Source organism: Rhizobium sp. IBUN (assembly GCF_000510625.1).
GTDB lineage: Bacteria > Pseudomonadota > Alphaproteobacteria > Rhizobiales > Rhizobiaceae > Rhizobium > Rhizobium altiplani.
Map to the genome: position 1 here is coordinate 1 of NZ_AZNV01000018.1, position 19,628 is coordinate 19,628.

16 protein-coding genes and 1 pseudogene are annotated in these 19,628 nt (G+C 55.3%); 8 read left to right on the forward strand and 9 right to left on the reverse strand.

Annotation, left to right across the window (positions count from 1 at the left end; translation table 11 throughout):
• Positions 1 to 193 (forward strand): transposase (locus RHIBUN_RS0117250; protein WP_025660470.1); only part of this gene is annotated, 193 nt, incomplete at its 5' end.
• A 271-nt stretch (positions 194 to 464) separates the two neighbouring features.
• On the opposite strand, the gene RHIBUN_RS35420 is transcribed toward RHIBUN_RS0117250, so the two are convergent.
• Both RHIBUN_RS35420 and RHIBUN_RS33550 read right to left on the reverse strand, forming a co-directional pair.
• Entirely contained in the window at positions 465 to 2,090 is a 1,626-nt protein-coding gene (locus tag RHIBUN_RS35420) for a GMC family oxidoreductase (protein ID WP_156932715.1), read from the reverse strand.
• Between the two features lie 65 nt (positions 2,091 to 2,155).
• Entirely contained in the window at positions 2,156 to 3,628 is a 1,473-nt protein-coding gene (locus RHIBUN_RS33550) for an O-antigen ligase family protein (protein ID WP_025660472.1), read from the reverse strand.
• Positions 3,629 to 4,211: 583 nt separating this feature from the next.
• On the opposite strand from RHIBUN_RS33550, the gene RHIBUN_RS0117270 reads away from it, so the two are divergent.
• The 4 genes from RHIBUN_RS0117270 to RHIBUN_RS0117285 all read left to right on the forward strand — a co-directional run bounded on the left by RHIBUN_RS0117270 (position 4,212) and on the right by RHIBUN_RS0117285 (position 9,685).
• Entirely contained in the window at positions 4,212 to 5,672 is a 1,461-nt protein-coding gene (locus RHIBUN_RS0117270) for an LPS biosynthesis protein (RefSeq protein WP_025660473.1), read from the forward strand.
• Between the two features lie 67 nt (positions 5,673 to 5,739).
• A complete protein-coding gene (locus RHIBUN_RS0117275) occupies positions 5,740 to 6,528 on the forward strand; it encodes a CpsD/CapB family tyrosine-protein kinase (protein ID WP_025660474.1) in 789 nt (262 codons plus the stop codon).
• A 226-nt stretch (positions 6,529 to 6,754) separates the two neighbouring features.
• Positions 6,755 to 8,083: a polysaccharide biosynthesis/export family protein gene (locus RHIBUN_RS0117280; protein WP_198021158.1), complete on the forward strand. Its 1,329-nt coding sequence runs from the start codon at positions 6,755 to 6,757 to the stop codon at positions 8,081 to 8,083.
• 90 nt (positions 8,084 to 8,173) lie between these two features.
• On the forward strand, positions 8,174 to 9,685 hold the full coding sequence (locus RHIBUN_RS0117285; RefSeq protein ID WP_025660476.1) for an O-antigen translocase: 1,512 nt from the start codon (positions 8,174 to 8,176) through the stop codon (positions 9,683 to 9,685).
• Positions 9,686 to 9,782: 97 nt separating this feature from the next.
• Here RHIBUN_RS0117285 and RHIBUN_RS36425 read toward each other — a convergent pair.
• From RHIBUN_RS36425 to RHIBUN_RS0117320, 7 genes and pseudogenes are all read right to left on the reverse strand, one after another.
• A pseudogene (locus RHIBUN_RS36425) lies at positions 9,783 to 10,131 on the reverse strand (transposase); the annotation flags it as partial.
• Between the two features lie 176 nt (positions 10,132 to 10,307).
• Complete coding sequence (locus tag RHIBUN_RS0117295; RefSeq protein ID WP_025660477.1) at positions 10,308 to 11,489, reverse strand: DegT/DnrJ/EryC1/StrS family aminotransferase; 1,182 nt, start codon at positions 11,487 to 11,489, stop codon at positions 10,308 to 10,310.
• On the reverse strand, positions 11,486 to 12,460 hold the full coding sequence (locus tag RHIBUN_RS0117300; protein ID WP_025660478.1) for an NAD-dependent epimerase/dehydratase family protein: 975 nt from the start codon (positions 12,458 to 12,460) through the stop codon (positions 11,486 to 11,488). Before RHIBUN_RS0117300 ends, RHIBUN_RS0117295 begins: the two co-directional genes overlap by 4 nt.
• Positions 12,461 to 12,466: 6 nt before the next feature.
• Entirely contained in the window at positions 12,467 to 13,174 is a 708-nt protein-coding gene (locus RHIBUN_RS0117305) for an acyltransferase (protein ID WP_025660479.1), read from the reverse strand.
• On the reverse strand, positions 13,164 to 14,270 hold the full coding sequence (locus tag RHIBUN_RS0117310) for a DegT/DnrJ/EryC1/StrS family aminotransferase (RefSeq protein ID WP_025660480.1): 1,107 nt from the start codon (positions 14,268 to 14,270) through the stop codon (positions 13,164 to 13,166). The genes RHIBUN_RS0117305 and RHIBUN_RS0117310 overlap by 11 nt, the downstream gene beginning before the upstream one ends.
• Positions 14,267 to 15,304: a Gfo/Idh/MocA family oxidoreductase gene (locus RHIBUN_RS0117315; RefSeq protein ID WP_025660481.1), complete on the reverse strand. Its 1,038-nt coding sequence runs from the start codon at positions 15,302 to 15,304 to the stop codon at positions 14,267 to 14,269. Before RHIBUN_RS0117315 ends, RHIBUN_RS0117310 begins: the two co-directional genes overlap by 4 nt.
• Entirely contained in the window at positions 15,301 to 15,807 is a 507-nt protein-coding gene (locus RHIBUN_RS0117320; RefSeq protein ID WP_025660482.1) for an acyltransferase, read from the reverse strand. The genes RHIBUN_RS0117315 and RHIBUN_RS0117320 overlap by 4 nt, the downstream gene beginning before the upstream one ends.
• 463 nt (positions 15,808 to 16,270) lie before the next feature.
• On the opposite strand from RHIBUN_RS0117320, the gene RHIBUN_RS0117325 reads away from it, so the two are divergent.
• Genes RHIBUN_RS0117325 through RHIBUN_RS0117335 form a run of 3 tightly spaced genes read left to right on the forward strand, consistent with a single transcriptional unit; the run spans position 16,271 to position 19,493 of the window.
• The gene (locus tag RHIBUN_RS0117325) at positions 16,271 to 17,176 is read left to right on the forward strand and encodes a glycosyltransferase (protein WP_245271677.1); all 906 of its coding nucleotides are present in this window, start codon (positions 16,271 to 16,273) and stop codon (positions 17,174 to 17,176) included.
• Positions 17,173 to 18,360: a glycosyltransferase family 4 protein gene (locus tag RHIBUN_RS0117330; protein WP_025660484.1), complete on the forward strand. Its 1,188-nt coding sequence runs from the start codon at positions 17,173 to 17,175 to the stop codon at positions 18,358 to 18,360. The genes RHIBUN_RS0117325 and RHIBUN_RS0117330 overlap by 4 nt, the downstream gene beginning before the upstream one ends.
• Positions 18,357 to 19,493, forward strand: a complete 1,137-nt coding sequence (locus tag RHIBUN_RS0117335) for a glycosyltransferase family 2 protein (protein WP_025660485.1) — start codon at positions 18,357 to 18,359, stop codon at positions 19,491 to 19,493. Before RHIBUN_RS0117330 ends, RHIBUN_RS0117335 begins: the two co-directional genes overlap by 4 nt.
• Positions 19,494 to 19,628: the final 135 nt, after the last annotated feature.

Below are 19,628 nucleotides of genomic sequence, written 5' to 3' on the forward strand. Positions count from 1 at the left end.
CGGCGAAATCAAACGCCGCACCGAGGTCGTCGGCATCTTTCCGAACGACGAAGCCATCGTCCGCCTCGTCGGTGCACTGTTGCTCGAACAGAATGACGAATGGGCCGTCCAACGCGCCCGGTACATGACCCTTGAGACCATGGCCCAAATGAGCGATGATCCGCAAATCAGTCTGCCCGCTGTGGCACGCTGATGTCCCCTCCGACCCGACGTCGGAAAGCACGGCAACCAGCCGTCAGCTACACCACTCCAATGGACACGATCGACGGCACCTTCTTGAACCTTGCGACGTGGCCAAATTTTTACGAATGCTGTCCACAGTAGCAGGCTCGGCATAGCCTGGGGTCTCCATCGCAATTTACGCGAAACGGGAAGTTCGATCATACGGTCTGGTCGCAAACACCTTTTAGAGCGCGGCCGCGGATGCAGCCTCGGATCATCGGCAAGAAATGAGACAAAACCGATCAATGGCAGTCGCTGGCCAACTTTTGCGCGAGGCGCGCCGAAAGTGCGGCGATCGTTAGAGTCGGGTTACTTTGGCCGGATGTTGGGAAAACTGCTGAGCTCGCGATATAGAGGTTGGAACAGTCGAAACTTGAGAGGTCCTTGTCCACCACACCATTGTGACGGTTTGTCCCCATTCGAGCGGTGCCTATCTGATGTGTTCCATGCGATGCATTAGCTAAAATAGCCTCACTCGACTCTGCAAAGGGCTGCCTGTATTCAATTCGGCCAATATCGGTATCTAACAGCCATTGGTGTAATCTTTCGTGGGCTCGCAGCAGCGCATCAGCGTCATTGCGAGAGAACTTAATGTCGATAACAAGTTTGGGCATAGCGTACCGGTCAGTCTTGTCCGAAAGCCAAACGCGACTCTCGGGGTGTGGACTGTGTTCGCTGTGATAGGACAGACCATAGCGTTTACCAGAATTCTGGATAAAAAATCCGGGAAGACGCATCTTCGAAAAGTAACGATGATAGAAAAACCACGGAATATACGAGGCAGTTTGCGGAAATCCCCGCAAAACATTACCGATGTGGCCTCGCCAATCAATTGATTCGGGAATGTGCCGTTTACGAATGGCCTCGGCTACCAACAGGCGACCGAGCGGCGGAAACCCAAGCGCTAAGCATACTGCCGACAAGGTCGCACTGCCGTGCCGTGGATCCGCGACAGGCGGAACGACGGGCCAGAATGACACGTTCAATAGGCGGTGGGCAACCTGCGTTTCCTCAGCAGGGATCAAGCGTCGCCTTGCATAGGATCCATTACCGTCGAGGAAGAAGTCGAATTTCTTGGGCATTTCCGCGTTGTTGAACACAACGTCCGAGATTTCGCCAATTATATGACCCATGTAATATTTTCCGAGCGGCCCACTTGGGCCACCGAAAAGGTCTGGACGATTTCTTTGTAAGATAAGTAGCTGTCGCGTGCTCTCCAGCCCACCGCTAGCTATAACAAGGCGTCTCACCGGCACCGTTGTGTCGCTTCCGCTTGGATCTCTAACAGTAACATCTGCAATGAGACCTTGGCGCAAATTCATCGATGTAACGGTCGAGTTTAACCGTATGTCAACAAGCTGTGACGATATCAGTTGCTTCCAGAAGGCCTTTTGAATTGCCGGCGCATTTGAGAACCGCTCGAGACGTACGTTGAAGGGCGAGGGCTGCGGCGAGGTCTCTGCATGTTCCTCGAAAACAGGACGGCCCGCAGACAAATAGCGACAGGCAATCGGATAAAACGGTTCCAATTCAGTGAGCGAAAACGGCCATTGCGCATCCACGCCGGATCTGATGCGAAAATCAATCGGGTCATAGGGCTGGCACCGTCCACCCCAGAGATTTGACGTGCCGCCGAGTTGCCGTGAAACCGCGATCGCCATATCATCGTGTTTGGATGGATCAATTATCTCCGCATCCGAAGCCGAAGCTTGTCGTCGGTCCGGTTTAAGATCGCCGGATTCCAGGACCAGGGTTCTTTTCCCTAGTCGGGCCATTTCTAGGGCAAATATGATCCCAGCGGGCCCCGACCCAACTACGCAAGCGTCATATTCATTCAAAGGTGCAGAAGCAATTGTTGAGTATATCAAGTGCAGTGGACCCCAGACCTGTGGAGATGGACTAAAATGCGATGTCAAAGCTCTGCCAAGGCATTTTAAGCCTCGGGAGAATCTCGAAGCGATGAATAGTCATGACGACGCCTCGCGATGATTTGCTCGCGGGACCATCGCTGACCCTTACGCGCATAGGTCGGAGCATCGCGTGTGGCGACACCATCGGCGGTAACCTCCAGTATCCAGGCGCCGCTTCCTAGCAAGAAGACGAACCAGACATAAATCGCAGCCCAGAAATGGACCGTGCAACCGACAAGCATGAATACGATCAGAGAGATAAGATACCCGGTTCGATAGTCTTGAATTTCGTCCGGGAGCTTGCCTGCGAGGGTTGTCTGGCCAATCACCGCAATACAGGTGCTAAAGATCAGAAGGACCGCTGGGATGCCGTAACGCATGGCGATCAATAGCCAAAAATTGTCGACGCTACTTCCCATTCCGGGCAATCGTACCCAGTCCCCCATCCCAATGCCAAACAGAGGATGTTTGGCGACAGAGTCTGAGCCGCACTGCCAAATGAGAAGGCGATACCAGCCGGTCTGTGCGTCAAAAGTGAAATGGGAAATGTAGAACTGAACGGGGGTCTGGTTGGAGCCAACCGCTACAAAAATGTAGCCAAGGAAGGCAATTGCCCAGAGTATTTTCCATCGCCAATTAAAACTTCGGAAAAGTGAATGCCAGAGCATTAGACCAATTAGCAGAGCAATACCTGCAATCGGAGCCGATGACATTGAGACAAAGGCGGTAAAGGCAACAACAGCTGGCTGTACGAATCGAGCGATGCCGGCTTTCCCATACCCCAGAACGAGATATGCCAAAGCAACGAGACTGCCGCAAAAGAGGCCATAAACGATCGAATGCTCGAATGGCCCTTGCACCCGCCAAAACCCCCACCGGGGGTCCATCATTGTGACATCTACCGTTGGAAAAACGTATCCGAAAAGCACGAGAAGCGGCTTCTGCCCGCTGACCCATTCATACAACGCGAATGGAAGAAGCATCATGATTAGCCCGCAGACAAGTTGGACCATGCTCCGGAAATTTTCTGCAGTTCTGATGTAGCAACGCGCTAAGAAGTAGGCGCCTAACGTCTCGATGTTACCTATCCCGATCGCTTCGATGGAATGTTGAACTCCGTGAACTACAGCGAGGCTGACGGAAGTCCACAGGCTGAATAGCAAAATCGTGATGTCTGCGATGCGGATTCGTCCCGCTCTTCCGCGAACCCACATGACGAGACACGGCACCAACGTCATCAGCAAAACAATTCGATATACGGACAGATTTAGAGGGCCAAGTGGTATTATCCATGGCAAGAACAAACCAACCAGAAAGGCTGTAACCGACCAATGCAAACCAGGCCTCTTGCTTTGACCTGTCAGCGGTTGCTGCCTAGTGGAACGTCTTCCCCTCTCTGTTGCCGCGTCGTTCTTGTCCGTGCGACTGATGCGCCCCAGCTTGGCGGCAGGGCGAGACCCACGCGATTGAGGAACACGGCTAGTCACCACTGTCATGGCTACTATCCGTATGCTTGATGCTCAGGGCACCAATTGGCGTCATGGCCACGGTTACTAACGATAACCGTGATCGAACAAGATGAGACCGTGTCGAAAAAAGACGGTTGTAGTACCGGCTGAAGATGCGGGGAGAAAAGAGGGTTTCTAAAGCACATGCTCAATCCAAACGATAGTGCAAGATAATACAGCATCTTTGAATTTACTTGCCGCGCCCCGGATATTCAGCCTGTTCAATGGTCGATGTAGCTCAGCCATTCGGCTGTTGCCGCACTGATTTTCCCGGGAGGATCCGCGACCTGGTGTTCGCTATAGGAGCCCGGCCAGGCGATCATATTCTCTTCCAGTTTTTCATGTGCCTGCCATTGCAGCGAGGAGACGGACGATAGGGCCTGTGCTTCGAACCCGACGAGGCAATGCGGGCGCTGGCCCTCTCCCCTGTGACGCGAGTTAATCAAAAGGATGAACATGACGACTTGGATGAATGCGAGGATATACTATTGAAGAACTATCTTGCACTTGGCTATCCAGCGATGATTGGAGTGCAGTAGTATTGCATCAGTTGAGCGTTGGGTGCGAGTTTATGACCGGTACAGACATTCAATTCTACCTGGCGATCATCCTTCGCCGGATGCCTTATGTCGTGGGCATACTGCTAACGACTATCGCTTTGTCGATCGTCGTCGCTCTAATCATGCCGCGCGTTTATCGATCAACCGCTAAGATCCTGGTCGAGGCTCCACGGATTCCCGTGGACATGGTGAAGCCGACCGTTCCCGCTAGCTCGCTCGACCAGCTCCTGATAGCGCAGCAGCAGATTACAACCCGCACCAATTTGATTGAGGTTGCCAAGGTGCTCGAACTGTACCGAGGCGAAAAGGTCTTGCCCCCGAGCGACGACATTGTGAAGGACATGCGCTCGCGCCTAGTATTTGATCAGCAACCACTTGGGCTTGGGGCTGCCGCGATCTTTAGTGTGGCATTCGACGCAGAGACGCCGGAATTGGCCGCAAGGGGCGCAAACAAGCTTGCCTCGCTTATTCTACTCACAAACCAGCGCCAGCGTACGGGGCGTGCCAGCGACACTTTAGAGTTCTTCGATGCGGACGTGACCAGGCTTAACAGCGAACTCAACACCGCAGAAGCCGAACTGCTGAAGTTCAAAACGGAGATGAGGAGTTCGTTGCCAGAGAGCCTTGATTTCCGCCGTCAACAGCAAACCAGCCTGCAGCTTCGGCTAACATCGCTAGAACGGGAAGCGGCTGATTTACTTACAAGGCGAAGCGTATTGGTCGACACATTCACGGCGACCGGCCAAACCACTGTTGGTGCGATTGCACCCAAGCAACAGGTGCTCGCCGACTTGAATAAAGCACTCGCAGACCAGCTGGCGATTTTTTCCGAGACAAGTCCAAACATCGTTGCACTACGTACTCGCATCACATCTCTCCAAGGCGAGGCTTCGCCAAGCACCGATCCCAAATCGAACCGCATGGCAAACATAGGTCCGCGGTCCGGCATCGAATTGCAGTTGGCCGACATTGATAAGCGTCTTCAAAGTATTGAGACTGAACGGACTAAAATCACAAACGAAATTGAACTCATCACGCGATCGATCGATGCGACGCCCGCTACAGAAACCAGCCTCAATTCACTTGAGCGAAACAAGGCAAACATTCAAACACAATACAACGCGGCCATGGCGCGACGGGCCGAAGCCTCCCTCGGTGAGCAAGTCGAAACGCATTCCGACGGGGGGCGCTTCACCCTTCTTGAGGAAGCGACACCACCGGAGAGCCCTTTGAAACCAAAACGTCGGTTAATCGTGGCATTTGGCGCGGCCGCAGGTTTCGGCCTAAGCGTAGCCCTTGTGGCGCTGCTGGAATTCTTCAACCGTACAATTCGCCGCCCGAAAGAACTTGCATACTTGCTTCAGAGCCAGCCACTGGCCGTGATCCCTTATATCTCAGGGCCACAAGACCTACGAGGCGGGCGCTTTAGGAGAGGCGTCGAATCAGTGGTCTCGGCATTGCCGTTCCGCTGATACGCCCGGGTGCCTCGGTTTTGACGGCCATATATAGTTCCTATGGAAGAAGGGTCTGACGTACACCATGGATGTCATTGCTCAGGAAAGCACAGAGCACTTCGCGAGTGGCCGCCTGCCTAAAGTTGGCGGGCTAGAAATGAGGGGACCGGTGCAAATTGATTGGCACAGCCTGTCCGAGCTACCTATCGAACGTGGATTGTTCGCTCGCAATCGAATCGTGGCTGCTGATCGAAAAGTGCCTGCACATTCCGCTTTTGACATGCTGCGGACAAAATTGATGCAACGGTTGCGTCAGAACAACTGGAAATCCGTCGCAATCACGTCCCCTACGCCGGGCTGCGGCAAGACTTTCGTCTCGCTAAATCTTGCTTTCAGTTTTGCCCACCAAAACGATTGCCGGACGCTTCTGATCGACCTCGATCTTCGTCGCCCCCAGGTCGGGAAAGCCTTAGGCATGAAGGATGCGGCGTCTATGGAGGCGTTTCTAAAGGGAAAGAGCAGCGTAACCGACGCGTTCGTACGGCACGGCTATAACTTGGCAATTGCTGCGAATAAGCAGCCGGTTGAATTCGCCGCCGAGCTTCTGCAAAGCAGTGAGGCAAAGGACCAACTGCAACGAATTCAGCAAGTCATGGCACCGGACGTTATCCTCTTTGATCTGCCGCCGATGCTTTCGAATGATGATGTCCTGGCGTTTTTGCCAAATGTGGATTGCGTCATTCTGGTCGCAGCAGCCGAACATACCACACTCTCAGAGGTGGACTTGTGCGAACAGGAACTCGCGGCGAATACGAACGTTGTCGGAGTTGTGCTGAACAAATGCCGGTACACTATTGATAAATACGGGTACTAGGGCGCGGAAGTTCGCACTCAATGAATGTTCGATAACGTTTATCGTATGAATAGGCGTGGGCATGCTGCGAATAACTTCTAGGTATATTTATCAAATATAGGTATTGCAGCCGCGAAAGTTTCCCATTCCATATTCAATAGCAAAAGTATACTTATTATCGTGTAAATTCCACGTTATGGCGAGTTTTGCCGAGCGCAGCAATGTTCCGCGTATGGAGGGTGTGTCATTGGGTATCAAGACATCGGTGACTTCTTTTCCGTCGCCCTGCAACATTCTAGGGGTAATGTTGATTTGCTCGCCACTAGCCCTTTTCCAGGCGGGGGCCGCGAAGGCGGAGCAGCTCCTTCCACAGACAAGGCTCAAGGTGTCGATAGTGCAGTGGGTCCCCACAAAAGGCATCTATGAGTCTTGGGCCGCGATCAGTGGTGAATACACGATCTCCGATATGGGAACAGTTTCCCTTCCGGTGTTGGGAACGGTTGCGGTCGGCAATCAGGATAATGCGGGATTGGCCGCCGATCTTGCGGAGCGCCTGCGCACGAAGCTTGGTCTGGTCTCGGCACCTGAAGCAACGGTGGAGATCATTAGCTATCCTCCGATTTATGTCGTAGGTGACGTCACCAAACCAGGAGAGTACCCATACCGCACAGGTCTAACTGTCATTCAAGCCTTTGCAACCAGTGGAGGAGAGGTTAGGTCCGACACTTCGAGGAGTTCGCTTGAAGTCACGCGACTTCTGGGAGAAATCAAGGCAAGCGATGACGCTATCCTTCGTAGTACTGCTAGAAGCGCCAGGCTTCAGGCGGAGATGTCGGATGAGGTCGAGCTTCACTTCTCCCAGACCGTCGATGAGAATAACCAATTTGCTGCAGCAATCTTCGACCAAGAGAAGATGATCTTCGTTGCGCGAAGAAGGGCGATGGAACAACAGGCGAAATCCCTTACCGAGCTTCGTGATTTTCTTGAAAAGGAGATCAGCTCGCTGGAAGAAAAACTCACAAACGTTGAGGCCAATATCAAGTCGAGCGAGGCTGAACTAGCCTCTGTGGCACAACTTGTGGCGCGCGGAATCGCAACTGCAACGCGGCAGATGGACACCGAACGCGATTTGCGAACTGACCAAGGTCAGCGACTCGACCTTGAGACCGCTATTATGCGGGCGCGACAGGAGTTCAGTCGAGCGAGCAGGGATCTTCAAGCTTTATATGACGACCGTCGGTCGGAGGCGGCCGTTGAACTACAAAAGGAGCGCGCTTCGATGGCCCAGGAGCGGTTAAAGCGCGAGACGAATCAAAAACTCTTAGTGGAGACACTGTCGGCCAATCCATCCGTCGGCCGCGCTGATAATGCACCAGCTGTCTCGTTTCGAATCATGCGACGCGACCACGGGAAGCTCAATGATTTTCCCGCCTCCGATACAACTATCTTGATGCCGGGCGATGTCGTGAAGGTGGCACAGAGCCTTCCGCAAGGTGAGCTTGTCGTAACTAGCGGGGATGCTGTCAAGGGCGAGGTCGCGTCCCCAGCGCCGTCCCCAACCCAAGCGAGCCAATGAAGCTGCCAGAATGCTCGTTGGTTGCATACTGGCGATGTTGGCTGCACACGCCCAGAGGGCCGTCCAATCGCCGAGGAGGCAGTTTGCATAATGAGTGCACCGAAAAACACTAACGACAGTCAAAGCTATCGCCAGATCCTCAAGTCGACGACGCTTGTCGGCGGTTCCTCGATGATCAATGTAGGGTTTTCGATCGTCCGCAACAAAGCGATGGCCCTGCTCCTCGGTCCAGAGGGCATCGGGATAATGGCGCTTTACAGCTCGATTGTCGACATCTCTCAGACCGTCGCCGGGCTCGGAATCAGCGCGAGCGGTGTCCGGCAGATTGCCGCCGCTGGAGGAGGAAATGAACACGAAATCTTGCGGGTCGTGACGGCACTACGTTGGGCCTCGCTATTTCTCGGCATAGCCGGTGGGCTTCTGTTCCTTGCATTTTCTGTGCAGATCGCCGGGTTCACCTTTGGCAACGATGAACATGCATCGGGGGTAATGATCCTTTCACTGGCAGTCTTCTTGCAGGTGGTTGCCGGAGGACGCGCTGCCGTAATACAGGGCACGCGCGATATCTCAAGTCTTGCCCGAATGAGCGTGCTCGCAGGTTTCTTTAGCTTGGTGATTGGCCTCCCGCTGATCTACTTCTTTGGAGCGCGGGGCATTGCTCCCGCCTTGGTTGCTGCGGCGTTTTCCAGCTTTGCGACATCGTGGTGGTTCAGTCGCCAGATCAAGGTTTCGCTCGGTTCGATGTCAGCAGCTAAAGTGGTTCAGGAAATCGGTGCCCTCTTCAAACTTGGCGTTGTGTTCATGATGAGCGGCTTTCTGACCATGGGAAGTGCCTATGCCATTCGCCTCATCATTTCTTCCGAAAGCGGAATACACGCTGCGGGTCTCTATCAAGCCGCTTGGGCACTTGGGGGCTTGTATGCGAGCTTCATTTTGCAGGCAATGGGCACCGATTTTTATCCTCGGCTTACTGCTGTTGCGTTTGATAGTGTCGAATGCAATCGCCTGGTCAACGAGCAGGCCGAAATCAGCATGCTATTGGCCGGCCCCGGATTGATTGGAACGCTCACCCTAGCACCTCTGGTCATCACACTCTTTTATTCAGCTGATTTTCGAGCGGCCGTCGACGTTTTAAGATGGATCTGCCTGGGTATGATGCTTCGTATCGTGGCCTGGCCGATAGGGTTCATCGTACTGGCCAGAGGCGCCAAAGCAATCTTCTTTTGGACGGAAATTGCCGCCACCGCAATCCATGTTGGACTTGCGTGGCTGTTGGTCCAGATGTTCGGTGTCGCCGGAGCGGGCTTCGCGTTCTTCGGCCTCTATGTCTGGCACAGCATACTCGTCTACTGGATAGCTCGTCGCCTTACGGATTTCCGCTGGTCGGCTCAGAACCTCAGGCTGATCTTGGTTTATCTCCCGGTCTCTGCTCTCGTGTTCGGCGCTTTCGAGATTTTGCCACTATGGCAAGCGACAATTTTTGGTCTGGCCATGGCGACATTGGCAGGACTTTATTCTCTCCGAGTCCTCGCTGGCCTTCTTCCTCAAGACATGTTTCCAGCTGCAATTCGGCCGCTGATCCAAAGCATTCGGAGCGCCTAGCATTGACAGCCGTCTGGCTACCGTTCGGCGCTTTATCCCTCAGCGAATGGAGATCCGCTCCCTTCCCTTCTAGGCATAGACTAAACGACCTAATCCGGATCCTTGTCGCGGCTAGCTTGATGGCAGCGGGAAGGTTACGTGGGTCGTTGTCATACCTGGTTTTGAGGCCGCGGAACTGTTTGAGTTTGTTGAAGAATCTCTCGATTAGATTGCGTTGGCGATAGACCTATGCGCTGAAGGGGAAGCTGGCCTTGCGGTTCGGTTTTGATGGAATATTTGCCCAGGCCCGCTTTTCGTCGGCCAAGTCTCGCAAGGCATTGGTATCGTAGGCGCGGTCTGCAAGAAGGAACGCACCTTCGCGCATGTCCTGCAGCATCGGTTCTGCCATCCGATTGGTGAGCTTGCCCGGCGGCCAGATCAAGGCTGATCGGTCTGCCGTCGGCGTCCGATCCACCACTGTCCGGGTTTTAGGGAATCCAGTGCCCGGCATTTACCGGAATCGATGTCCCGTTACTACGAAATCTGCAAGTGACAGAAAGCGCGCACAGGTGCTCTTTTTCATCGCTTCGATTCGGGTCGAAAGGATCCGGACTGCGTCTCGGCGAGGCATGGACACAGGTTTTCAGCCAACCCGTTCGATACGCGGTCGAGAAACCGGGACCGTTGCTTTCACGGCGTCGGCGACCCAAGTCAACTCGCTGTCTCTCATCTGAACGAACAGGGGCAATATGATAGCGTGCTGTTGGGCTGCGAGGCTTCGTTCAAGGCTGCCTGGAATGCGATGTGATGCGCCGTCCGCATATGCTTTTTCGACATGGATGTTCATGATCCCGCGTCTCGTAGATATGCCTCGATCCAGCAATTCCTGCATGACCTTACGCTGGTCGAGATGGGGGAGCAGCCCAACGCAAAAGCTTTGCCAGTTGCTGCGCGCCCATTTGGGTTCGAACGGCAGCGCAATATCTGCTGCCGCATCAAGTTGCTCTGCGTATTGTCCGGCAAGTTCGCGTCGACGTGCGACAATCGCTGGAAGGCGCTTGAGTTGTTCGCGGCCGACGGCCGCCTGCATATCGGTCATTCGATAGTTGTACCCAAGCTCGGGGTAGGATTCAAAGATGACCTGGCTGGAACCGTGGCGCACGGCATCCGTAACGCTCATGCCGTGTTGCCGCCACAAGCGGAACTTTCGATCGTATTCCGGATCGGCCGTCGTCAGCATACCGCCGTCGCCTGTCGTAACAACCTTGCGCGGATGAAAGGAGAAGCAGGCGATATCGCCGTGAGGCTTGCCGATCTTTTCCCATCGACCCTTCCAGAGAATTTCGCTGCCCGTTGCGCAGGCGGCATCTTCGATCACCGGGATGGAATGGCGGGCGGCGACCGTAACGACGCGGCGCAGGTCGCAGGGCATTCCAAGCTGATGGACGCAAATGATGGCCTTCGTTCGGGGCGTGATGGCCGCCTCGATCAAGTCGGGATCGATATTGTAGCCATCTTTCTCGATATCGACGAAAACAGGCACAGCACCACAGTAGCGGATCGCATTTGCGGTTGCGATGAACGTGTGGCTAACCGTGATGACTTCATCGCCAGCTTCTACGCCGACCGCCTTCAGGGCGAGGTGGAGCGCAGTCGTGCAATTGGATACGGCACATGCGTGCCGGGCTCCGACAAAATCGGCGAACTCTTCCTCGAACGCAGCCACCTCGGGCCCTTGCGTAACCCAGCCGGACAGAATGACGCGTCGGACCGCCTCGACCTCCTGCTCGTCGAGAACAGGCTTGGCAACCGGGATCTGGCTCATGCTGCCTCTCCTGCGTTCAGGCTCTTTTCCTGGCGCCACCACTCTACGAGATCGCGCAGGCCTTCTTCCATTGTCACCTTTGCGCTGAAGCCTAGAAGCTTCTCTGCCTTGGCTGTTGAGGCGAGACGCCGCGGCACGGCGTTGACCTTGCGCGCCGGCCCGAATTGCGGTTCCAGCGACGAGCCCATGACCTTGGTCAGGAGGGCCGCAAGTTCGCGGAGGCTCGTCTCGCTACCGCTTGCGACGTTGAAAACCTCATCGGTGACATCGGATTTTGCGGCTAGCAGGTTGGCCCGCGCGATGTCGTGCACATGCACGAAATCCATCGTTTGCATGCCATCGCCGAGGATAATCGGCGGCAGGCCGCTGGCAATTCGCTCCATCCAGCGGATCAGAACTTCCGTATAGGCGCCGTAGACATCCATGCGCGGACCGTAGACGTTGAAGTAGCGAAGCGCGACGTAGCGAAGGCCGTACATCTCCGCAAAGCTGCGCAGCAGGCCTTCGTTGAAGGCTTTGGCAGCACCGTAAATGGTCCGATTGTTATAAGAGTGATGTTCCTCGGTGGTCGGGAAGGTGTCCGCCAGCCCCAGGACCGAGGCGGAGGACGCAGCCACAACTTTGGAGACCCCAGCCTGCACGGCCGCTTCGAGAACGTCGAACGTTCCACCGGCCAGAACATCAAAAGCAAGCCGCGGCTCCTCGGCGCATTGCGTGATGCGAATGGCCGCCTGGTGGTAGACAACATCAATGCCCTGGCTGACGTCCTTGAGAAGCGCACGGTCCCTGATATCGCCCTCGACAATCGTGACCGGAGCCCGATCGATGGCGTCAACAAGGTTCTCACGCCTGCCTCGGACGAAATTGTCCAGGACCACGATTTCCTTGGGTTCCTCGCGGGCGACGAGATCCGCAATATGCGAACCGATGAGACCGGCGCCGCCGGTGATCAAAATCCGCTTGTTCTTCATACTCTATCACTCCGAAATTGGTCCGCTTGGATCCTGATCTGTTCGCCAACGAAGGAATTTTGCAGGAACGCCGGCAACGACAGCAAAAGGCGCAACATCGTCAACGACAACGGCACCCGCGCCGACAATTGCGCCTTTGCCGACAGTCACGCCGGGGAGAATGGTGGCATTGGTGCCTATGTCTGCCCATGCGCCGATGCGGACCGGTTTGATTTCCAGGTCGGTGCGGATGATCGGCATGTCGACCGGCATTGCAGTATGGCTTGAACCGAGGACCTTTGCGCCCGGACCCCATCCGACATGATCCTCAAGGACGAGATCACGTGCATCAAAATAGGCCTGCGGGCCGATCCAGACGTTGTTTCCGATCCGACAAGTGCCGTCGAATCTGCCCTGAATGTAGGCTTGGGCGCCGATAAACACCCCGTTGCCGAGTTCGAAGGTTTCCGGGTGCTTGAAACCGGCTCCGCTACCGACTTGCAAGCCGTCGCCACAAGCGCGCGCCAGGCTTTTCCAGATTGTCTTGCGCATGAAACTGTCGATGAAACCGTCGCCCGTTGCAAAGCGCGCGTAAAGCTCGACGAGGCCCGCTGTACCGTAGGAGCGTGTCAGTTCCTCGGCGAGATGAACGACATAATCAGGATCCATGGAGGTTTGCTGACGTCCATGCACGGCCAGGACAAGACGCACACCGGTGACGGGGTCAGCTGGCATAGGCTTCCTGCTCCACAGCAGCTGCAATCTGATCGACTTGCGTCAATGTCAGCTCCGGATAGATCGGAAGCGAGAGCACCTCACGCGCTGCGGCCTCCGACATCGGGAAATCTCCGGGACGATAGCCAAGATCAGCATGCGCCTTTTGAAGGTGGATCGGAATCGGATAATGGAGGCCGGTATGGATGCCTGCCGACCGCAACGAGTGCTGGAGATGCTCACGGTCGCGCGAGCGCACGGCGTAGACATGGTACACATGGCGCCGATCCATCATCGCAACGGGGGCGCTGACCGAGCGCGAGCTGGCCAGAAGGCCGGAGTAGCGGTTGGCACGAACCCGGCGTGCTTCGGTCCAGGCCTCGAGGTGCCGGAGCTTGATGCGCAAGATCGCGCCCTGGATCTCATCCATGCGATAGTTGTAGCCCTTCAGCGCATGGTGATAGCGCTGCTCCTGGCCCCAGTCCCGCAGCATTCTGATCGTCTTGGCGTGCTCGTCATCGTTGGTGACGACGACGCCTCCCTCGCCACAGGCACCGAGGTTCTTGCCGGGGTAGAAGCTGAAGCAGCCCGACACGCCGATGCTTCCCGCACGGCGTTGCCTGTATTCTGCGCCGTGGGCCTGGCAGGCGTCTTCGATGACAGGAATTCCGTGCTTGTCAGCAATGGCCTTGATGGCGTCCATGTCGGCCATCTGCCCATAGAGATGGACAGGCATTATGGCCTTGGTCCGAGGCGTGATTGCTGCCTCAAGCAAGGCCGGATCCATTGTGAGCGTTACCGGTTCGACATCAACAAAGACCGGGCGGGCGCCAGTATAGCAGACGGCGGATGCGGTTGCGACGAAGCTGAAGGAAACGGTAATGACCTCGTCGCCCGGGCCGACGCCGGCAGCAAGCAACGCAAGATGCAAAGCGCTTGTGCCGGTGTTGACGGCGATCGCATGCTTGGCATCGCAATAGACCGCGAACTCCTCTTCGAAGCGAGCGACTTCTTCACCAAGCACATAGTGACCCGACGCGAGCACGCGAAGCACTGCGGGCTCAACCTCGCTCCTGATAGAGGCGTACTGAGCCTTTAGATCGAGAAGAGGGATCATGCAATCAGCCTCGCGGGTTCGAGCTCGACGACACGTCCGCGCTGGGCAAGCGACTGGGTGGCCGCCTCGAGAATGCGAACGACGCGAAGCCCCGCATGGCCATCGGCGATCGGCTGGCCATTTGTCATGACACAATCGACAAACTGCTTGAGCTCACGGCCAAGCGCTTCCGTCATATCGAGTTGTGGCGCGTACATATCGCCGGTGCGGTAGCCGACGCGCATGTCGTAAACTTTCTCGCCGTCCATCTGCGGATTGCCGTTGAGCGTGATGCCCTTGTCATAGACTTTGATCTTCTCGCTCGGCTCCAGATCGTCATAGACGATCATCTTGCTGCTGCCGCCGATCAGAGTACGGCGCACCTTGACCGGTGCTAGCCAGTTGACGTGGATGTGGGCGATCAACTTGCTCTCGAAGAAGAGCGTCAGATAGGCGATATTCTCGGGCTCGCCGGCAACATGGCCCATTCCCGTTGCCGAGACTGCCACTGGTCTTTCCGGCAGAACGAAATCCATGATCGACAGATCGTGGACGGCGAGATCCCAGATGACGCTGACATCATGCTGGAAGAGGCCGAGATTCACCCGCACGGAATCGTAGTAATAGATGTCTCCAAGACCATTCTCGATAATTTCCCGCATTTTGCGGACCGCACCTGTATGAATGAAGGTGTGGTCAACCGCGAGAATGAGCCGGCGACGCGCGGCCTCTTCAACCATCCGGCGAGCTTCTTCGGAAGTCGAGGCCATCGGCTTTTCAACAAACACGTGCTTGCCGGCCATAAGCGCTTTCATCGCCAGCATGTAATGCGCGGACACCGGGGTTGCGATGGCGACGGCGTCAACACGGGGATCGCGCAGCACCTCGTCGAAGTCGTCCGTAATCTGGACCGTGGGGTAGCGCAGCTGGACACCGGCCAGTCGATCCTTCTTGAGATCGCATACCCAAACAAGCTTTGCACCCGGCGTTTCTGCAAGGTTCCGGACCAGGTTCGGCCCCCAATACCCGTAACCGACAACGGCAACCCCGATCATCTTGCTCTCCCGGATGAAATGACTTCAACTGGCGCATCCTTTGCGCGGCCGATGATTCTTGCCGGCACGCCGGCAACAATTGCGTAGGCAGGCACGTCCTTGGTGACGACCGCGCCCGCACCAATCTGAGCGCCTTCACCAATCGTTATGCCGGCGACGATCGTCGCGTTGCTGCCGATCGAGGCGTAGCGCTTGACGAGTGTCGGCACGACCGACCAGTCCGCGTCGGACTGCAGGGAACCATCAAGGTTGACGGCGCGTGGGTGCAGATCGTTGGTGAACATCACTCCGTGACCCACGAAAACACCATCTTCGATGGTCACACCCTCGCATATGAAACTGTGACTGGAGATTTTGCAGTTTTCAGCGATCGAAGCGTTCTTCTGGATCTCGACGAAAGTTCCAACGCGCGTGCCTGCGCCGATCGAGCAACCGTATAAATTTACAAGATCTGGATGGTGAATAACGACGCCGTCACCCAACGTAACGCTTGGTGCAATCATGTCGTAACGTTCCCTTTCCTCTAACTCAGTACACAGGGAGAACCAGCCACTTCGAACGGTAGTCGGTAACATCGGCCCCTCTTGAGGCAGAAAACAACTTTATAGATCCTCAGTAAACGAGACAAAAATCGGTAACAGAGCTACCAAAAAGTCGTAGTGATGTTCTAGATTATAGTAAGTATATTTTGCATGTGGAATGATAATACGCCAACGAGATATACGTTAATCTCAAGTTGTTGTTTTCGATGTGGTGGCGTTGATCAGTATGACGGCTTTGTTACATGCCATAAGCAAGCACTCGTCTGATTTTTCGGGTGATATGAGGACCGCTCTGCGAAACGTCGTGAGGCTTGCGCGAACTCATCGAAGAGTCCCGCGGGTCAAGACTTCCGACGAGCAGTCTACATGCGCCTCGATCTATTTTTTAACCCCGGACTATCCGAAGCCAGCCGGCGGAGTTCGTGTGATCTATCGACATGTCGATATTCTGAATGAGGCCGGTCTCAACGCATTGGTGCTGCACCAAAAACCAAAGTTTCGATGCGATTGGTTCGAGAATGAAACGCGAATTGCGGCGGTTTCCAACGTAACGGTGCGGCGGGGCGATCTGTTGGTCGTCCCCGAATTGGACGTTGCGGTGCTTTCTCGTCTGCCCAAGGGGGTTCGGTACGCAATATTCAATCAAAATGCACATTTGACGTGGCAACGGCCTTCCAATTCCGACAGCTATGCAGCGACGAATCCCGATTTTGCGGGTGTGATAACAGTTTCGGAGCACAACTTCGAAATGCTTGGCTACGCCTATCCTGGATGTCGGATTGAGAGGGTTCACCTCAGTATTGACTCTGACATATTTTACCCAGGAGACGCGAGCCGTCCTCGGCAGATTGCTTACATGCCACGCCGTGGCCGCGACGATGCCACTCAAGTTTTGGAGATGCTTCGCGCACGTGGGATCTTGGAAGGCTGGCATATTGCCGCTTTGGATAACTTGTCGCACCGGCAGGTTGCCGACGAACTTCGCCGATCCCGGATTTTCTTAGCCTTCACTCATCAGGAGGGGTTTGGACTACCCGCTGCGGAAGCAATGGCTTGTGGGTGCTACGTTATTGGCAACCATGGCTTCGGCGGAGGCGAATTCTTTCGACCCGAGTTCAGTACACCCGTGAACGTGGGTGATGTGCTGCATTTCGCTCAAGCTGTCGAGAAGATCATTGCCGTTGAGAACAGGACAGAAGGATGGTGCACTGAAAAGGGAGATCTAGCGTCTAAGTCAATTACGCAGACCTATTCGCAGACAAGGGAGCGAGACGATGTTTTACGGTTGTTTTGCGACTTCATGCAGGCGAATGGTGGAGTTTCCACGTGAACATACTTGTCTATCCCCACGAACTTGCCATGGGCGGGAGCCAGATCAATGCAATCGAACTGGCAGCTGCGATGCGCAGAAGGGGACACAATGTTACCATCGCGGCGCCCGACGGCGTGCTTTCGTCCATGATTCGGCAACTGGGGCTCGACTATGTGCCAATTCCCAGGTCGCCCTACTTTCCGTCCGTCGCCACCGCATTCGAGCTATTGGCGCTCGCTCGCCGCATTGATGCAGATTTGGTACATACGTACGAGTGGCGGCCCGCGATCGAGTGTGTTTTGGGGCCACATCTTTTTGCCGGGACACGTATGCTCGCGACCGTTTTATCAATGGATATTTCGCATCTGTTCCCGCGACACGTGCCACTCATCGTAGGAACCCAACAACTCGCGGAAAGCCGGCCGACCCAGAAGATTTGGGTGCTTGAACCGCCGATTGATCCCGTACAAAACAAGGTTCGGGACGTGGCTGCTGCACGTTCGCGTTGGGGATTTGATGATGACGAAATAGTCATATCGTTCGTTTGTCGTCTAACAACAGATCTTGGGAAAGTGCAGGGCGTGCTGGAAGCAATTGAGGTCGTTGGTCAGATGGCGAGCAGTCTCAAGTTGCGCTTGATCATCGCAGGGGACGGTGTGTGCAAAGCTGAGGTCGATGCGGCGGCAGCTTTCACTAACCGGCGCTGTGGGCGCGAAATCGTTACGCTGACAGGTGAGCTCCTTGAACCCGATACAGTCTACGAGGCATCTGACATTGTCCTAGGAATGGGAAGCTCAGCGTTGAAAGGGATGGCCTTTTCGAAGCCTCTGGTCGTGCAGGGAACTGATGGTTTTTGGAAACTGTTTGATGAAACGTCTGCCGGCTTGTTCTTGTACCAGGGTTTTTTTGGCCAAGGCGGCGGAGGCGGTCCCGAGCTAAGGTTGATACTCGAGAAGCTGGTTGCAGATAAGGAAAAAAGGACAGCGCTTGGTATTTTCGGACGGTCGGTGATAGTCGACCGCTTCAGCCTTGAATCGATGGCCGATCGGCTGGTTGAAATTTACCAGCAAACAGTTTCTCAGGACCAGCCACTGGGCAAAAGGTTGCGTTCGATGGGGCGTACCCTGTTTGAAGTGGCAAAGTTTCGGGCAAAGATGGAATGGCTCGCGTTGGGATTTGCCGGCACGGACAAATCAGCATGAATAGCTTTTTACGCTTGCCTATGGATAACACGCTGTCGATGCGGCCGGGTTCAGAACAGGACGCGACCGTGCTGCGGGTGAAGGCCTCGAGTGCAGATCATCCGCGGCCGACTGTTACCGTGGTTATTCCATGCTTTAATTATGCGCGGTATTTACCAGCGGCCGTCGAAAGTGTCTTGTCCCAAGAAGGCGTCGATGTCGATGTTGTTGTGGTGGATGATGGGTCAACTGATGAAAGTATGCAGGTTGCGCTGCGGTTTGCTTTCAACGACCCCCGTGTGCGAGTTATCGCTCATGACAAAAATGCCGGACCGGTCCAAACTTTCAACGACGGGCTGGCGGTTGCTGAAGGAGAATTTTTGGTTCGACTTGACGCGGACGATATTCTAACGCCCGGCGCTCTGCAGCGCGCAACCGATGTTATGCACAGCTTTCCCTCGGTTGGCCTGGTCTACGGCCATCCAATTCATTTTAGCGGTGACAACTTGCCCTCGCCGCGAACCACGGCCACACGCTGGACAATATGGCCCGGTCGGAAATGGCTCGCTGCTCGTTGCCAGAATGGATGTAACGTTATTACTTCCCCCGAGGTGGTGATGCGCCGCAGCGTTGTCGATCAGGTCGGAGGGCAACGAGAATTGGCCCACACTCACGACATGGAGATGTGGTTGAGACTGTCTGCTTTCGCAGATGTTGCCTATATCCACGGAGCGGATCAGGCATGGCATCGCGAACATAGTAAGAGTCTTTCCGCCAGCGTAGACGATCTGAGAGATTTCCACGAGCGCCGCGCTGCATTTGATGTCCTTTTTGGAGGTGTTGTCGGCGCAATTCCGGAAGCCGAAACGCTGCGCAAATGCGCGAACTTTGCTCTGGCACGACATTGCTTGGAGGTGGCAATTCGATTGTATGATCATCGGCATGTCGACATGCAACGAGTTAAGCTCATGGCCTGCCTCGCGCGTGAAGTCATGCCGAATGTTGAGGAGGTTCCAGGCTGGCGGGCGCTGGAGCGGCGCATGGCGGTTGGTCCCGGGAAAGCAGCTCGCCACCCGATATTTGTGCTTGAGCGGATTTATCGAGGCTTGCGCGGCCGGTGGCACAAACTGCGCTGGCATCGCGCTGGCTACTAACCGAGGATTCGCAGCAACGAAACGCGTTGAGCAGTCACCTGTCGAGGCTCTGTTAGCGTTGGGACGAAGCACTGGCCTGCTAGGAGTGGGCGTTGCTGTTGCCCAATCCAAGCAAGCCGGTATAGTTCTATCGAC

What these genes read in the sequence shown, in the direction of transcription:
- RHIBUN_RS0117310 (WP_025660480.1), bottom strand. Translation starts at nt 14,270, where the DNA reads ATGATCCCTCTTCTCGATCTAAAGGCTCAGTACGCCTCTATCAGGAGC.
- RHIBUN_RS0117335 (WP_025660485.1), top strand. Translation starts at nt 18,357, where the DNA reads ATGAATAGCTTTTTACGCTTGCCTATGGATAACACGCTGTCGATGCGG.
- RHIBUN_RS0117320 (WP_025660482.1), bottom strand. Translation starts at nt 15,807, where the DNA reads ATGATTGCACCAAGCGTTACGTTGGGTGACGGCGTCGTTATTCACCAT.
- RHIBUN_RS0117285 (WP_025660476.1), top strand. Translation starts at nt 8,174, where the DNA reads ATGAGTGCACCGAAAAACACTAACGACAGTCAAAGCTATCGCCAGATC.
- RHIBUN_RS0117275 (WP_025660474.1), top strand. Translation starts at nt 5,740, where the DNA reads ATGGATGTCATTGCTCAGGAAAGCACAGAGCACTTCGCGAGTGGCCGC.
- RHIBUN_RS33550 (WP_025660472.1), bottom strand. Translation starts at nt 3,628, where the DNA reads ATGACAGTGGTGACTAGCCGTGTTCCTCAATCGCGTGGGTCTCGCCCT.
- RHIBUN_RS0117270 (WP_025660473.1), top strand. Translation starts at nt 4,212, where the DNA reads ATGACCGGTACAGACATTCAATTCTACCTGGCGATCATCCTTCGCCGG.
- RHIBUN_RS0117315 (WP_025660481.1), bottom strand. Translation starts at nt 15,304, where the DNA reads ATGATCGGGGTTGCCGTTGTCGGTTACGGGTATTGGGGGCCGAACCTG.
- RHIBUN_RS0117300 (WP_025660478.1), bottom strand. Translation starts at nt 12,460, where the DNA reads ATGAAGAACAAGCGGATTTTGATCACCGGCGGCGCCGGTCTCATCGGT.
- RHIBUN_RS0117305 (WP_025660479.1), bottom strand. Translation starts at nt 13,174, where the DNA reads ATGCCAGCTGACCCCGTCACCGGTGTGCGTCTTGTCCTGGCCGTGCAT.
- RHIBUN_RS0117295 (WP_025660477.1), bottom strand. Translation starts at nt 11,489, where the DNA reads ATGAGCCAGATCCCGGTTGCCAAGCCTGTTCTCGACGAGCAGGAGGTC.